16 protein-coding genes and 1 riboswitch are annotated in these 15,567 nt (G+C 42.5%); of the genes, 15 read left to right on the forward strand and 1 reads right to left on the reverse strand.

Annotated features, from left to right (window positions below; genetic code table 11):
- Positions 1 to 134 precede the first annotated feature (134 nt).
- Together trxA and AC0MXB_RS04040 are read left to right on the forward strand one after the other, a co-directional pair.
- Complete coding sequence (gene trxA, locus AC0MXB_RS04035) at positions 135 to 455, forward strand: thioredoxin (RefSeq protein WP_474038327.1); 321 nt, start codon at positions 135 to 137, stop codon at positions 453 to 455.
- 167 nt (positions 456 to 622) lie between these two features.
- Positions 623 to 1,708: a 6-phosphofructokinase gene (locus AC0MXB_RS04040; RefSeq protein WP_474038328.1), complete on the forward strand. Its 1,086-nt coding sequence runs from the start codon at positions 623 to 625 to the stop codon at positions 1,706 to 1,708.
- 32 nt (positions 1,709 to 1,740) lie between these two features.
- Here AC0MXB_RS04040 and AC0MXB_RS04045 read toward each other — a convergent pair whose 3' ends face one another.
- On the reverse strand, positions 1,741 to 2,994 hold the full coding sequence (locus AC0MXB_RS04045) for an APC family permease (RefSeq protein ID WP_474038329.1): 1,254 nt from the start codon (positions 2,992 to 2,994) through the stop codon (positions 1,741 to 1,743).
- A gap of 125 nt (positions 2,995 to 3,119) precedes the next feature.
- Between AC0MXB_RS04045 and AC0MXB_RS04050 the strand changes: the two genes are divergently transcribed.
- The 13 genes from AC0MXB_RS04050 to AC0MXB_RS04110 all read left to right on the forward strand — a co-directional run bounded on the left by AC0MXB_RS04050 (position 3,120) and on the right by AC0MXB_RS04110 (position 15,534).
- Positions 3,120 to 3,995: a LysR family transcriptional regulator gene (locus AC0MXB_RS04050; RefSeq protein WP_474038330.1), complete on the forward strand. Its 876-nt coding sequence runs from the start codon at positions 3,120 to 3,122 to the stop codon at positions 3,993 to 3,995.
- Positions 3,996 to 4,235: 240 nt separating this feature from the next.
- Positions 4,236 to 5,201, forward strand: a complete 966-nt coding sequence (locus AC0MXB_RS04055; RefSeq protein WP_474038331.1) for a 4Fe-4S binding protein — start codon at positions 4,236 to 4,238, stop codon at positions 5,199 to 5,201.
- A gap of 94 nt (positions 5,202 to 5,295) precedes the next feature.
- Entirely contained in the window at positions 5,296 to 6,279 is a 984-nt protein-coding gene (nirJ2, locus tag AC0MXB_RS04060; protein WP_474038332.1) for a putative heme d1 biosynthesis radical SAM protein NirJ2, read from the forward strand.
- Between the two features lie 139 nt (positions 6,280 to 6,418).
- The gene (locus tag AC0MXB_RS04065; protein WP_474038733.1) at positions 6,419 to 7,504 is read left to right on the forward strand and encodes a hydrogenase small subunit; all 1,086 of its coding nucleotides are present in this window, start codon (positions 6,419 to 6,421) and stop codon (positions 7,502 to 7,504) included.
- A 19-nt stretch (positions 7,505 to 7,523) separates the two neighbouring features.
- Complete coding sequence (locus tag AC0MXB_RS04070) at positions 7,524 to 9,413, forward strand: nickel-dependent hydrogenase large subunit (RefSeq protein WP_474038333.1); 1,890 nt, start codon at positions 7,524 to 7,526, stop codon at positions 9,411 to 9,413.
- A 16-nt stretch (positions 9,414 to 9,429) separates the two neighbouring features.
- Entirely contained in the window at positions 9,430 to 10,170 is a 741-nt protein-coding gene (gene cybH / locus AC0MXB_RS04075) for a Ni/Fe-hydrogenase, b-type cytochrome subunit (RefSeq protein ID WP_474038334.1), read from the forward strand.
- Positions 10,127 to 10,606, forward strand: coding sequence for a HyaD/HybD family hydrogenase maturation endopeptidase (locus tag AC0MXB_RS04080; RefSeq protein WP_474038335.1), 480 nt, complete (start codon positions 10,127 to 10,129; stop codon positions 10,604 to 10,606). Before cybH ends, AC0MXB_RS04080 begins: the two co-directional genes overlap by 44 nt.
- On the forward strand, positions 10,603 to 10,989 hold the full coding sequence (locus tag AC0MXB_RS04085) for a hydrogenase expression/formation C-terminal domain-containing protein (RefSeq protein WP_474038336.1): 387 nt from the start codon (positions 10,603 to 10,605) through the stop codon (positions 10,987 to 10,989). The genes AC0MXB_RS04080 and AC0MXB_RS04085 overlap by 4 nt, the downstream gene beginning before the upstream one ends.
- Positions 10,989 to 11,276 carry a CC/Se motif family (seleno)protein gene (locus AC0MXB_RS04090; RefSeq protein ID WP_474038337.1) on the forward strand — a complete coding sequence of 96 codons (288 nt, stop codon included), beginning with the start codon at positions 10,989 to 10,991 and terminating at the stop codon, positions 11,274 to 11,276. Before AC0MXB_RS04085 ends, AC0MXB_RS04090 begins: the two co-directional genes overlap by 1 nt.
- 142 nt (positions 11,277 to 11,418) lie before the next feature.
- Entirely contained in the window at positions 11,419 to 11,787 is a 369-nt protein-coding gene (aroH, locus tag AC0MXB_RS04095) for a chorismate mutase (RefSeq protein WP_474038338.1), read from the forward strand.
- A gap of 69 nt (positions 11,788 to 11,856) precedes the next feature.
- A complete protein-coding gene (locus tag AC0MXB_RS04100; protein WP_474038734.1) occupies positions 11,857 to 12,825 on the forward strand; it encodes a glycosyltransferase family 2 protein in 969 nt (322 codons plus the stop codon).
- A 71-nt stretch (positions 12,826 to 12,896) separates the two neighbouring features.
- A riboswitch (cyclic di-AMP (ydaO/yuaA leader) is annotated at positions 12,897 to 13,026 on the forward strand.
- Between the two features lie 8 nt (positions 13,027 to 13,034).
- Positions 13,035 to 13,706 carry a C40 family peptidase gene (locus AC0MXB_RS04105; protein ID WP_474038339.1) on the forward strand — a complete coding sequence of 224 codons (672 nt, stop codon included), beginning with the start codon at positions 13,035 to 13,037 and terminating at the stop codon, positions 13,704 to 13,706.
- 112 nt (positions 13,707 to 13,818) lie between these two features.
- A complete protein-coding gene (locus tag AC0MXB_RS04110; protein ID WP_474038340.1) occupies positions 13,819 to 15,534 on the forward strand; it encodes an ABC transporter ATP-binding protein in 1,716 nt (571 codons plus the stop codon).
- Positions 15,535 to 15,567: the final 33 nt, after the last annotated feature.

Below are 15,567 nucleotides of genomic sequence, written 5' to 3' on the forward strand. Positions count from 1 at the left end.
CAAGCGGTTTTTGTTTTTATCTTTATTGATAATTACTTTTTGTTGACAAGATTAATAAATTTTTCTACAATAAATATAATAAGAGTAAAGAAAATTTATTTTTCTTTATAAACAGGTTAGAGGAGGCAAGAACAATGGCTGTTATTGCAATTGAAAATATAGCTGATTTTGATCAACTGATTGAGGCAGGTAAACCTGTATTGATTGATTTTTGGGCGCCTTGGTGCGGTCCCTGTAAAATGGTTGCTCCTGAAGTGGAAAAAGTTGCGGAAGCTTATCAGGAAAAAGTGCAAGTGGCAAAAGTCAATGTAGATGCCGTAGCTGGCTTGGCTGGTAAGTATAAAGTTATGGGTATTCCTACTTTACTTATTTTTAAGGACGGACAGGAAGTCAATCGCCTTGTTGGATTTCGACCTGCTGCTGAAATAACTAAGGCGCTTGAAGGAATAGTTTAAGAGGATTCCACTTTATAGTGAGATACTATTTTGAGCTTCTTCGTGTGTCGATTATTGTTGATTTTAGGCAGGAGAATTCTTGAGAAAAACGAATCTAAAAGTCAGAGTTCTTTATGGAACTCTGACTTTTTTAGTATACAAACCTTATTGCCAGAGGAGGCTTTATTTTGAAAAATATTGCAGTACTGACAGGCGGCGGTGACTGTCCCGGTTTAAACGCAGTGATCAGAGCTGTGTACAAGAGCGCTCGTACGCAGGGGCTTGTCGTTTATGGTGCGAGAAATGGTTTTAAAGGTTTAGTAGAAAATGATCTTCATTTGCTTACATCAGAGCTTGTTTCCGGGATATTACCGCGCGGCGGTACAATTTTGGGGACGACAAATCGCGATAATCCTTTTCACTATCAATGCCAAGAAAATGGTAAAGTGGTATTTAAAGATATGTCACAGCAAGCAATTAATAACTTACGACAGCGGGACATTGCAGCACTCATTGTTATTGGCGGCGATGGTACTCTTAAAATTGCTTATGATCTGGCGGAACTAGGCTTTCCTGTAGTTGGTGTGCCGAAAACCATTGATAATGATTTGCCGCAAACAGAAAGGACTTTTGGGTTTGATACGGCCGTAAGTATTGCAACTGAGGCGTTAGATCGTCTTCATACAACAGCCGAATCGCATCATCGTGTCATGACGCTGGAAGTGATGGGCCGTTATGCTGGTTGGATTGCCTTACATAGTGGTATTGCTGGTGGATCTGACTGTATTTTGATTCCGGAAATTCCCTTCGAGTGGGAAGCGATTGTGGAAAAAATTGAACGACGGCGGCAGAATGGAAAGCTGTTTAGCATTATTGTGGCAGCGGAAGGCGCACGGCCCGTCAATGGTGAAATGTCTGTGGCGAAAATCATTGAAAATAGCCCGGAAAAAATACGATTAGGCGGAATTGGTGATAAAATTACGAATGAGCTAGAAAAGCGCCTTGAAGTAGAATGTCGTTCTACTGTTCTGGGCCACTTGCAACGGGGGGGCAGTCCGACTGCATTTGATCGAATTTTGGCAACTCGCTATGGCGAAGCCGCTGTTCGAGCGATTAAAAATGGAACGTTTAAAACGATGGTTGCCTTGCAAGACAATCGAATTGTTTTAGTGGACTTAGCTAAGGTCGTCGGTCAGCCGCACCTTGTTTCGGTAGATCATGAACTGATACAAACTGGGCGGGAACTGGGCATAGCTTTTGGCGATTTCTTATAAAGTGATCGGTTATATTCCCTGGATTTATCGGCTTATTTGTATTTCTGATATAACTTGTAACTAAATAATAAGGCTGCTACAGCGAGGGAATAGAGGGTAAACCAGCCAGAAAACAGGAAAAGGATGAGTGCAAACAAAGTACTGATCCAGGCGAGTCCCTTGGCGGCTTTTCCCGAAAGAATGTGGGTTGCAGCGCTCATTGCAAGAAAGTAGACAGCAAGGAAGTTAGCAGAAGGGATATTGATCAGCGGATAGAGATTCCATGATAGGCTATAACTTAATAGCAATATGAACAAATAGAGCGGAACGAAGGCTAACAAAGCTCTATGGGGTGTTTGGTAGCGAGAATGAAGTTGAGAAAAACAGGCGGGAAAAGCGCCATTTCTAGATTGGGCGTAAACAAGGCGGGAGAAGCCGGCAATAAAGGTGTGTAAAGGACAGTAGCAGGCAATAAAACCAAGTAGAGCAACAAGAATTTTGGCGTGGTCTCCCCAACGATAGGCGGTTAAAGTGATCATAGCAGTGAGCGGCGACTCTGATTGATATACATTGGTTCCTACTGTCACAAAAGCTACAGCAAGATAGATGAAATTGATAACAATTACCGAGATGAGTAGACTTAGCGGGAGATCCTTGTGAGGATTTTTAAATTCTTCGGCAAGATTTCCAATCATTTCCCAACCCATAAAAGCGAAAAAAATAAATGACATAGCTCCGCCGACAGGCAGCCAGCCGTAGGGGAGAAAGGGAGTAAAGGCAGTCACTGTAAGGGCGGGAAGGGCTGAAATAATGGCAATAGTGAGAATCAACAGAATGGATAAGACAACGCCGATCTGTGTTTTGCCTGATAGTTCGATACCACGATAATTGAGTGCAATGGCTGTGAGAATCAAGCAAGCTGCAGCAATATGGATATTTCCTTGCGTCCAATTAAATACGCTACCAAGGTAGTTGGCGCCGATGAGGGCGATAACCGGCATGCCAAAAGGCATGGCTGTTAGCATAAGCAGGCTGGTGAGCTGTCCGGCTAAGCTACCATACGCTGTATGTACATAAGTAGCGAGACCGCCGGAATCGGGAAACTTTGATGATATCATGCCAATTACGGCAATCATGGGCAAGGAAAGCAATCCGGTAAAGAGCCAGCTAAGCAGAGAAGCTGGCCCTGCTAGGGATGCTGTAATTGCAGGTAATACCAAAATTCCAGCACCGAGGACTGCGCCGATTGTCATGGCAGAGCCTTGCAACCAAGTGATGCTTTTTTTTAAGGAAATATCTTCGTTCATCAACGATAACCACCTTAGTGAAATTCGATTGCGCAAAAGTTGCTTATAGCGTATCATAATATTTGTATTTTGATAAGTCGATTGTTTTGATTAAAATGATCGATTTTTTCGATTGGTGTGATAGCATGATTAAGAATTTAGAAATTTTTATCGTCGTGGCTAAAAATCTGAACTTCGGTGAGGCAGCTAGACAGCTCAATTACTCGCAATCGACTGTTTCGGAACAAATTAAGAATCTCGAAACGTATTTGGGTGTAAAAGTATTTGAACGCATTGGCCGAAAAGTGTTTTTGACGGAGCAAGGAAAACAGCTACTTCCTCATGCGGAACGTATGGTTCGCGATGCCAAAAATCTTAAGCTTTTATTTCAAAGTGAGTCTAAAGTGGGGGGGACTCTTGTAATTGGTGCGGCTGAAACTCTTTGTACCTATTGGCTTCCTCCACTGCTAAAGGAATATCAAAAGCTTTATCCTGAAGTGCAGATTCACATTCGAACTGGGGTTTGTACAGAGTTTCCACAATGGCTGCAAAAAAATATAATAGATGTTGCTTTTAGTCTTTATGAAGAATATAAAGAGCCGCAGTTGCGTGAATTTACTTTGTTTAGTGGTGATACGATCTTATTTGCAGCGCCTGACCATTTTTTGGCGAAGTGCTCTAAATTGACGATTCAAGATTTATCAGGGGAAACGCTGTTAATGCCTGAAGGGAGCTCTGGTTATCCTACAGATTTGAAACTTTTACTTAGTAAAAATCAGGTTTCCGTAAATTGGTTAGAATTTAGTAGCTTGGAAACGATCAAGCAATGTGTTAGAAACGGTCTTGGCATAGCCTTATTGCCGGAATTGGCCCTAAAAGCAGAGTTAGAGCGCAGCGAGTTAGTAAAGCTGCCTTGGCAATCAGGAATTGTTGTAAAATCTCAGATGGTTTTTCATCGGGATAAATGGTTTTCAGCGCCGCTTGCAGCGCTAGAAAAATTAGTACATTCCCAATTAACATAGTTTAAAAGATTTCTGTTAACAAATTAAAAATTTCACATAACAGGAATTCTTAATAGTGCAAGAGAATGTAAAATATTAGAATGGAAAACTGTGGGTTTTATACTAAAAGAATCGGAAAAGGTAAAAACAGCGCGTATCTAGAGTATTCAAAAAGAAAAGAGGTGAAAAAACTGCTGCTTTCGCGAAACTTGTCTTTGTTTCGAGGCTTTTTGAAATAGATTCAGTGAGTGGCAGATTTTTATGTGTGCTGCACGAATTCATCAGGAACTATGCTATGCTTTCTGCTATTCTAAATCACAATGTAGTCGCTGTTGCCAAGAATGTCCTAAAGATGCAATCCGCGCCGATTTTTCTGTTGTTGAAGCCCTTTGCGATGATTGCGGTCTTTGCAGTGCTGTTTGTCCAGCTGACGCTATTTCCCTAAAGGATATTTCGAATGAGACTTGGAGTGCATTATTTAACAGTGATTGCGCTGTAGTCACTTGTCAAAGGCAGGATAGCATAAGCCCATTCGCTTGCTTGGGATTTCTTGATTTTCGTTTGCTTACGGCCAGTATATTGAAATACGGTGCGACTATCGTTGTTCATACCCAAAAATGTTTAGAATGTCGTCTAGCGATCGCGCCTTTTTTAGAAGAACAGTTAAGAACTAGTTTTTCGCTGTTGCCGCAGGAACAGAAAAAAAACTTGATTTGGGGCGCCAAAGCAGCGTCTTATCTTCCTAAGCAAAAGATGGTTTCTCGACGGACTTTTTTTAAAGATCTTTGCGGTTCTTTCGTTAAGACGACGAGTCTATTGTTACAAGATGTCGGGCCTTCAGAACCCATTCGGCGTAAAGAACGACTCCGTGATGTTAATAGTCAATTGGAGTTTCAACCTACTGTTTTTTCCATGCTGAAAATTGATCAGACTTGCACAGGTTGTGGATTGTGTGTAAAACTTTGTCCGGAAAAAGCATTGAAAATTCTGGACTTTGGCCAAGCTATTGAAATTTTAGAAGAGACAAGAAAATGCTCGAAATGCAATCTTTGCATTGATAGCTGTCCTGTACAAGCCTTGGCTTATGATCAGGCGACTACAGAAGAAGTTTCCTTGGCTCGCATTGAACTGCCTCGCTGTGAACAATGCGGCAGTGTATATCAGCCTGTTTCGACAGAATCGGTTTGTTTGGAATGCCGATTTCAACAAAAAAATAATAGTAACTAAGAAATAGAAACAGGATTGATTCATTAAAAGTCGAATTGTTACCTTATAAGGAAGGTATGAAATTGATTTTGTAAGAAGTTGGGGGGAACCATATTTGATTATTTCCTGGAATACAACACAGGCCTGTAATATTCATTGTTCGCATTGTTATCGCGATGCCGGGACGCGATCTGCCGATGAACTGACAACAGAGGAAGGAAAAAAACTGTTATCAGAAATGGCAAAGGCAGGTTTTAAAATTGTTATTTTAAGTGGTGGCGAACCGTTGATGCGTTCCGATATTTATGAATTGATTGCTCACGCCCGCACAGTCGGGTTGAGGCCTGTTCTCGGCACAAATGGTATTTTGATCACGCCAGACGTAGCAAGTAAATTAAAAGAAGCGGGACTGGCTGTAGCCGGTATCAGCCTCGACAGTTGCGATCCTAACAAGCATAATCATTTTCGTCAAGCAGAGCAAGCTTGGCAGAAAAGTGTTGCTGGCATGGAAGCCTGCCGTGAGGCAGGCCTTAAATTTCAGATTCATACGACGGCTATGAGCTGGAATGAGCCTGAAATTACCGATATTACTGATTTTGCTGTAAAGATAGGCGCTATTGCCCATCATATTTTTTTCCTTGTCCCTACAGGACGAGGCAAAGACATTGAAGCCACTACATTAAAAACAGAACAGTATGAAGCCCTTTTGGGCAGAATTCTTGATAAACAGGGCCAAGTTCCCATTGAATTAAAGCCTACATGTGCGCCTCAATTTATGCGTATTGCCAAAGAAAAAGGGATTGCAATGCGCTACTCGCGAGGCTGCTTAGCTGGCACTGGTTACTGCGTCATTATTCCTAACGGCAATGTGCAGCCTTGTCCTTACTTACCTATTGCTGTGGGCAATGTAAAGGAGAAGGCCTTTGATCAGATCTGGCAGGAAAGCGCTTTGTTTGAAGAACTACGCCATGAGCCATTAAAAGGCGGCTGTGGCGCTTGTGGTTATGATAAAATTTGCGGCGGTTGCCGGGCTCGCGCTTATTATTATTCCGACGGCGATTATCTTGCTGAGGAACCATGGTGTCACTGTGGACGGTAAAAAATGATTGCTATTTTGTCGAATTAAGCAGGGATTGGTCAAATTTTAAAGAATAACCATATTAGACATTATTTTCAGATTTTACAGCTTTCCTGAGTATGGATATCCAGACTCTTAAATGCAAATGGGAGGGAAAATGATGGAAAACAAAGGAACCTTATGGGATTTGTTTCAAAAACGTAATGTAAGTCGTAGAAATTTTCTTAAATCCTGTGTCGCTCTCACTGGCTTAATGGGCCTTGGTCCTACGATGATTCCCAAGGTGGTAGAGGCAGCAGAAAACAAGACGCTGCCTGTTGTAATTTGGCTGCACGGCCATGAATGCACCGGTTGTGATGAATCATTTATTCGTTCGACAACGCCGATGGCTTCCGATGTAATTTTAAATATGATTTCCTTGGAATATATGGATGTGCTTGCGGCAGCGGCCGGTGAACCGCTGGAGCATCATTTGGAAGAAGTCATGAAAACCTATGCCGGTAAGTATATTCTAGCAATTGAAGGAGCCGTTCCACTTGATAATGACGGCATTTCCTGTATGGTAGGCGGCAAGCCTTTTGTCAATAATGTAAAAGAAGTAGCGAAAAACGCAGCAGCCGTCATTCTTTACGGAACTTGTGCTGCTTATGGCGGCGTACAGGCGGCGAAGCCAAATCCAACCCACTCGGTCGGTGCTGGTGAAGTGATTAGCGGTAAGCCGATTATTCGTGTGCCCGGCTGTCCGCCGATCCCAGAAGTTATGACAGGTACGATTATGCATTATGCTCTCTTTGGAGCGCTACCACCTGTAGATAATGACGGTAAACCAAAACAATTTTATGGAAACCGTATTCACGATACGTGCTATCGTCGTCCTTTCTTTGATTCAGGTATGTATGTAGAGCAGTTTGATGATGCTGGCAGCAAGGCCGGTTGGTGTTTGTATAAGGTAGGCTGTCGTGGTCCTGTCACTTATAATTCCTGCGGCAATATGCGTTGGTGGAACGGGATTTCCTATCCAATTGAGTCGGGAGCTCCCTGTGTGGGCTGTTCCAATAAAAACTTTTGGGATGCCGATCCATTTTATGCGAGACTGCCTGGAATTCCCGGCGTGAATTCTGTTGCTAATGCTGATAAAGTTGGTATGGCGGCAGCGGCTTTAACAGCAGGTGCTGTAGCTGTGCATGGTATTGCTTCTGTTGTACAGCAAAAAGCAGGGAAAAATCAGGATGAGGAACACAAATAAGAAAGGCTGGTGCTGATATATGCAGCGTATTGTAGTTGATCCGATGAATCGCATTGAAGGTCATTTACGCGTCGAAGTAAAGGTTGACGAAGCGACAGGCAAGGTGGAAGATGCTTTATCGAGCGGCACAGCTTGGCGTGGAATTGAAGTTGTAGTAAAAGATCGCGATCCGCGAGATATCTGGGTTTTTGTTCAACGTATTTGTGGTGTCTGTACGACTTGCCATGCTTTAGCATCACTACGTGCTGTGGAAGATGCTTTAGGAATTGCTATTCCGAAAAACGCCAACTATATCCGTAATATTATGGCAAACAGTCAGGGCGTCCATGATCACGTAGTTCATTTCTATCATCTTCATGCGCTTGATTGGGTAAGTCCTGTAGAAGCTTTGAAAGCTGATCCTGTAAAAACAGCAGCATTGCAAAATACAGTTCTTGACACATACAGTCTGAAAATGCAGGCTCCCATCGAACTAGATACTGACGCCTATCCGAAAGAATTTCCTAAGGCGACAAGCGCTTATTTTAAAGCTGTTCAAGATAAAGTAAAGAAAATTGTTGAAAGCGGTCAGCTTGGAATTTTTGCCGGTCAGTACTGGGATCATCCGGACTATGCGCTTTTACCGCCAGAAGTTCATTTAATGGCTGTTTCGCATTATTTGAACATGCTTGACAGGCAGCGTGATGTTGTAACGTCTCATGTTGTATTTGGCGGAAAGAATCCTCATCCGCACTATATTGTCGGCGGTATGCCTTGCTCAATTTCCATGAATGATATGAATGCGCCGATTAATGCCGAGCGGTTGGCTATTGTCGATGCATCTTTAAATCTTACCATTAATATGATGAACAGTTTCTATGTGCCTGATGTGCTGGCAATTGGTCATCTTTATGTACAAAAAGGTATGGTTGATGGCGGCGGACTAGCAAAAGAACGTGTTCTTGGCTACGGCGATTACCCCGAAGACAGCTATACTGGTATTTCTAATGGCGATTTCCATAAAAATCTCTTACTGCGTTCGAATGGTGTCGTAGAAAACTTTGCCGCTGGCGCTTTAGCAGCGAAAGTAACCATTTTAGAGGGTAAGGATTTTGCCGATCCAGCGATTCTCAATGAAGGCGTTGATCATTCCTGGTATTCCTATCCGCAAGGCGGCGATCTGCATCCTTGGGAAGGCGTTACCAAACCTTCCTTTACCGGCCCGAAAGAAGGTACGAAAACTGCCTGGAAATATCTTGATGAAAACGGAAAATACTCTTGGTTGAAAACGCCGAAATGGCAGGGGAAAGTCTGTGAAGTAGGTCCTTTGGCTCGTTACATTATTGTATATACGAAGGTAAAACAAGGCTTAATCCAGCCAACCTGGGTGGAAAAAATGATCGTCGATCAGATCGACGGTGTGTCAAAATTGTTAAACCTTCCACCGGAAAAATGGCTCTTATCCACAGTGGGGCGTACGGCAGCTCGGGCCTTAGAAGCTCAAGTACAAGCTTATTTAGCAAAATACTACTTGGAAAAACTCGTAAAAAGCATTCGTTCCGGTGATACGAATGTGGCAAATACGGCAAAATGGGATCCGGCTTCCTGGCCGAAAGAAGCTAAGGGTGTCGGCATACATGAAGCGCCGCGCGGTTCTTTAGGGCACTGGATTGTAATTAAAGATGGAAAATCAGCGAATTATCAATGTATTGTTCCATCGACGTGGAATGCTTGTCCGCGTGATCCGAATGGTGCTCACGGTGCTTATGAAAGCGCCATGATTGATACTAAGGTTAAAGTACCAGTAAAACCGCTGGAAATTCTTAAAACAATTCATTCCTTCGATCCTTGTCTGGCTTGTGCAACTCATGTATATAATGCGGCAGGCGAACCGATTGCTGTTGTAAGTACAGACGCTAACATCAAATAAGAAGGGAGGGAGTGCCGTGGAAGAACGCGGAAGAAAACCTTATTATTTATTTAGTCCTTGGCTAAGAATTTTTCACTGGACCATGGTTTGTTGTATGCCTGTTTTATTTTTAACTGGCTTGTATATTGGAAATCCTTTCTTTATTACTAGCCAAGGATTTGAACCGACTTTTGTTGTTGGACGATTTATGTCGATGGAAACGATTCGGTTTGTCCACTTTGCTGCAGCTTATATTTTATTAGCTGCCTTGATTCTACGGATTTACGGCTTTATTATCAATCGCGGGGATCGGCTTTTGCCGCGGTTTTGGACGAGGGCTTACTGGGAAGGTTTCTTCGATACGTTGCAACATTATTTGTTTTTACGGCGTCGCCATAAACCTTATCTGCGGAATGCTCTGGCAAGAGCCAGCTATTTAGGAGTCTACTGTCTATTGCTTGGTGAGCTTATTACAGGCTTTACCATGTACGCCATGATTCGTCCTAATAGTATGGCAGCTGTGGTCTTGGCTCCTTTAATTAGTCTGGTGAGCAATGAGTACTGGCTCCATATTATTCATCATGTAATAGCCTGGTGCTTTATTCTCTTTGCTATTGTTCATGTTTACATGGCAGCAAGAGCTGATCTTGTAGAAAATGAAGGTGAGATTTCCAGCATGTTTACAGGCTATAAATATTTGAGTCATACACCAATGGATGCAGGAGAAGTGACAGATGAAAAAGACGATCATTCTGGGAATCGGCAACATACTGCTTAGTGATGAAGGCTTTGGCGTTAAAGCTGTAACTGCATTAGACGAGAAATACAAGCTTTCGGAAGGGGCGGAATTTCTCGATGGCGGCACGCTTGGAATGGATTTGATTCCTTATTTGTCAGAGGCGCAGCGTTTAGTGATTTTAGATTGTATCCAAGGCGGCGGCGAGCCAGGGGATGTCTATGATTTTCGCGGTGAAGCAGTTAACTTATACTTTCAAAATGCTGTTTCTCTCCACGATATCGGTATTCAGCAGGTGCTTGCTATCTTGCAGGTACTGGAAACGCCCTTGGAAGAAGTGGTTGTTCTTGGCGTTCAGCCCCTGAGTCTTGATGTGGGAATGGAACTGACAGATCCAGTGAGCGTTCAGTTGGAGCCTATCTGTAAAAAAACGCTGCAACTGCTAGCTGAGTGGCAGTTGGAGGTGACGATGCGATGAGCTTAGAGCATCAGAATCCTTTAGTTGTTGCTGTTCTTAAAGAAATTGAGGAAAATTTAAAATTGTTTCTTACTGAGCAAAAGGAACACACAATTTTTATCAATAAATTACCGCTTGCCTTGCCGGATCGAGAAGCAATTCGCGACTTTCTAGGCGTTGGTTCACTAACGATTGAGTTGAGTGATTCAGATGAGCCGGCAAAATGGGTGGAAAGCGCTGTAAGCGGTATTTGGTTCGGTGTGTTTTACAGTGCCTCGCAGGAACCAATTTTAGAAACTATTGAAATTTGTTCTTTTCCAAAAGTTGCGGCAGCGCAAACAGCGGATGTCGAGTTTGGCTTGGCACAATTCAGTCGAAAACTGCAAGAAAAAGAGGCGCTTTAATGGAAATCTCAGTGAGTGATGAAGCGGTGGAGTGGATTCTTGCTAAAGGCGGTAAAGCTCATTTGACAGCTGGGCCGGAAGTTTCTATGTGCTGTGGTACTGTGCAGCTTGAGCCTGAAGCTTTTATCGGAGAACCGAAGAACCTGACTCAGTTTACTGAGCGTGAAATCGGTGGTATTGTTTTATATGTACCCCAGGCGTTTATATCGCCGTATCCGTTAGAAATTGCAATTAGCCGTTTTTTCGGACGGATTAAACTTGTCGTTAAAGGCTGGAAAATGCTTTAAAAGCAACCGGGTAACCCCCGGTTGTTTTTTTATGAAAGTTTGTTCTAGCGCACATACTAAGAAAAAGTCAGATGAGTAGAGCAGGAATGGTACCAAATTGTGTCGAAAAGAGCCAAGATAGATAAAGAAAGGATGATGGAGTTTGCTTCGGGGAATTCGCGGCGCCATTACGGTGGAGAAAAACGAGCAACAAGCAGTAAATGAAGCTGTTGCGGAACTGCTTAGGGCTTTAACAGAGGAAAATCAACTTGATGTAGAAGAAATAGGAGCTGCTATCTTTAGTTCGACTCCAGATTTAACTTGTGCTTTCCCAGCAGCGGGTGCGCGGTTATATGGCTGGGATAATGTTCCCTTATTTGGTACTGTAGAAATTGAGCACCCACAAGCGCCGATTCTTTGTATTCGGTTGCTGCTACTTTATAATACAGAATTGCCGCAAAAAGCCATGCGGCATGTTTATTTGCGGCAGGCAGCACGGCTTCGTCCCGATATTGCCCAGCAAAATGAATAGTGCACGGCATTCGCTAATTTTCTCGTATGCGGCGTATGCCGTATTTTATTTAGTTTTGGAGGGTTTTACATTATGTTAGTATCCGTTGTTGTCCCGGTCTTTAACGAACAGGACAATCTTGCCGTATTTTATTCAGAAGTCGTCAAATATCTCGAACCTTTAGAGTATGATTTTGAAGTTGTTTTTATCGATGATGGCTCTAGTGATGCCACTCCGTTAATTTTGCATCGTATGGCGCAAGAAGATCAAAGGGTCAGAGCGTTTATTCTTGCCAGAAATTTTGGCCATCAAATTGCCTTAAGTTGCGGCCTTGATCATGCGAATGGCGATGTCGTAATTACAATGGACGGCGATATGCAGCATCCGCCGGAAATGTTGCCAGCCCTATTGAAACACTGGGAAGCAGGCTATGAGGTTGTTCAGACGATTCGTGTTCATACGGAAGGCGTTTCTTTTTTGAAAAACCTTACGTCAAGTCTTTTTTATAAGCTGATCAATGCGATGTCAAATATTCACATTTATGAAGGCGGTTCTGATTTTAGACTACTTGATAAAAAAGTCGTGCAGAGCTTCCGATTATTTAAAGAACGAGCGCGTTTTATCCGCGGCATGATCAGTGATATTGGTTATAAACAAATTCAAATCGAATTTGTAGCGCCCAAACGCTTTGCTGGTGTATCTAAGTTTTCAGTAAAGAAAATGCTGCGTTTTGCCCTTGATGGCATTACGGCTTATTCTAAAATGCCACTGCGGTTTGCTTTTTATCTGGGATTGTTATTCGGTATAGGAACAATGATTCTTACAGGACATGTCTTATATATTAAATTTTTTACGGAAGAAGCTGTTCCTGGTTGGGCTACTACGGCTGTTAGTATTCTTCTTTTAGGTGGCTTTCAATTAGTTGGAATTGGAATTATTGGTGAATATGTTGGTCGTATTTTTGAAGAGGTTAAACAGCGACCGCTTTACTGGGTTCGGGCCGAATTAGGAGAAAAGACAGTAGTGGAACAGAACAATGTAAAAAATAGGATAAACTAATCGGCGCCTAAAAGACAGAAACTGTATTTTGAGGGCAGGACTTTGGTCTTTTTTGTCGTATATATATTATTGAGTGTAGTAAGCCGAATCCAACTCAGGTACGGGGAAACCGTTTATTGGGGTGAAGCTCATGAAAATGAGCCGGGTCTATTCTTCTTCCCGAACCCGTCAGCTAACCTCGGAGGCTAGTAGAGGAAAGGAGTTAGTCTGTGAAAAAGTTTTTCAGAACCACATTGTTTGTTTGCTTTTTTGTTAGTTTTGTTTCACTCGGTTTTGCATCAGGTGCGTTTGAGGAAGGAGATCAAGGTCCAGATGTGGCCGCTCTTCAAAGTCAACTTGGTGCCCTTGGTTACAATGCTGGTCCTGCCGATGGAAGTTTTGGTTCCCTGACTGCCAGTGCAGTTAAAGCTTTTCAGCGTGATCGCGGCCTTGAAGCCGACGGCGTTGTAGGCTATGCGACTTACCGTGCGTTAATGGGACGAGACATACCGGTTAGCCGTGATTCTTCTAATGTATCTGCGGCTAGAAGAATCATGCAGACAGCCTTAGGGTTAAGAGGTGTTCCTTATTCGTTTGGTGGAACAACTCCGGATGCTTTTGACTGCTCTGGTTTTACCCGTTATGTGTTTAGTGCCTATGGCGTTTATCTGCCTAGAGCGGCTGATGAGCAGTTTAATGTAGGAAGAGGTGTTTCTTACAGTAGACTTCAGCCAGGTGATTTAGTCTTTTTCTCCACCTATGCCGAAGGCGCATCTCATGTAGGAATTTATTTGGGTGGCGGTCAGTTCGTTAGTGCTACTTCCAGTCGCGGCGTAGCCGTTGATTCTTTGGAAAGCAGTTATTGGGGCCCCCGTTACATTGGAGCCAGACGAGTATTGTAGTCAAATGGGAAGGCGTCATCGCCTTCCCGATTTTATTTGCTTTTTTTCGGAAATGCTACTAGAATAGTATTGGCTATGGTAGCATTCTTTTGTTGTTATTTGGAGGACATTCATGGTTAATTTGTATTGGTCTAAATTTATCAGGCCTTATTTTTCTTCAGTATTTTTATCAGTGTTATGCTTTATTTTATCAAGTGCGGCTTCTTTGGCGGCACCTATTGTCATTAAAATTTTAATAGATGGTGCTTTATCGCAAAATGATTTGTCCTTTTTGTATATTATTACAGGATCGATTGTCGCGCTCTATTTTGTCCGTGGCGTCTTTTTCTATTTTTATAATTATATTATGGCAAAAGCAGCTAACAAAATGATTGCACGCATGCGTCAAGATATGTTTGCTACTTTACAGAGTCATGATTATGCTTATTTTCTTAGTAAACCCAGCGGTGAAATTATGTCACTGTTCACAAATGACCTGTTGTTGATTCAGCAAGCTGTTACTTTAGGAATTCCTGATATTGTGGTCGAATCAATTAATGTGATTGCGATTATGATGATTATGATCTACTTCGACTGGCAGTTGGCACTCGTGACTTTTGCTACACTTCCTTTTATTATTGTAGCAATTAGTTTTTTTAATCGTAAAATAGCTAGACTAGGCTCGCTTGTGGAACATACTCTGGCTAAGATGACTAGCATTGTACAACAGTCGCTGCTATCCGTCATGGTTGTACAAAGCTATGTTCGAGAAGAGTACGAATATAAGAAATTTAGTGAGCAAATTCAAGAAGCGGCCGAAAATCTGTTAAAGGTGCAGCGGATGAATGCCATTTTTATTCCTCTTGTAGAGTTTTTAGCAGCTATTGGCTTAACCATTATTATTTGGTATGGTGGTCGCGAAGTCATTCAAGGCGAATTGTCTATCGGCGGTATGTTCGCTTTTCTTGTTTATATTATCAACGTTCCAACTCCTGTACGAAAGATCAGTGAAGCAATCAGCAAAATGAAACTGGGCATGGTTGCTTGGCAACGTATAGAAGAATTACGCGATGAAAAAGAGCCTCTGCCAGAAGGGACGCTTGTACTTTCGCATGTCCAGGGGAAAGTACGATTTGAAAATGTATCATTTCGGTATCAACCAGATAATGAGATTTTAAAACAAATTGAGTTAGAAGCACGTCCTGGTGAAGTGATTGCTGTAGTAGGACCAAGTGGCGCTGGTAAATCTTCTTTTGCTAACTTATTATTGCGTTTTTACGATCCTACATTCGGTAATATTTATCTTGATGATGTAAATATCAAGGAGCTTACCATTCAATCTTTGCGCAGCCATATTGGCTTTATTCAGCAAGATCCCTTGCTTTTTAATGCCACGATTTATGATAATATTCGTTATGGTCGTCCGACTGCGACGTATGAGCAAATTATTGCAGCTGCTAAACTCGCTGACGCGCATGAATTTATTATGGAACTTCCGCTTGGTTATGATAGCAGAGTAGGTGAACTTGGCGGCAATTTATCAGGCGGTCAGAGACAGAGAATTGCCATTGCTAGGGCGATTGTGATGGACCCTAAGATTTTATTGCTTGATGAACCGACAGCGGCGCTTGATGCGCAGGCGGAAAAGCAAGTTATGGCAGCCGTAAGAAAAGTAAGCGGTGGACGGACAACTTTTATTATTACTCATCGGTTGACGACATTAGCTGCCACAGATCGAATTATTTATTTAAGTCAAGGTCGAGTTGTTGAAACGGGAACGCATGAGGAATTGACAGAGCTTGGCGGTTTATATGCTAAAGCTTTGCATTTAGGGGAAATTCAAGTATAATAATGGTGATGAAAATTCCCTTTCGAATCTAAA

It is taken from the genome of Pelorhabdus sp. sgz311001, from assembly GCF_055901755.1.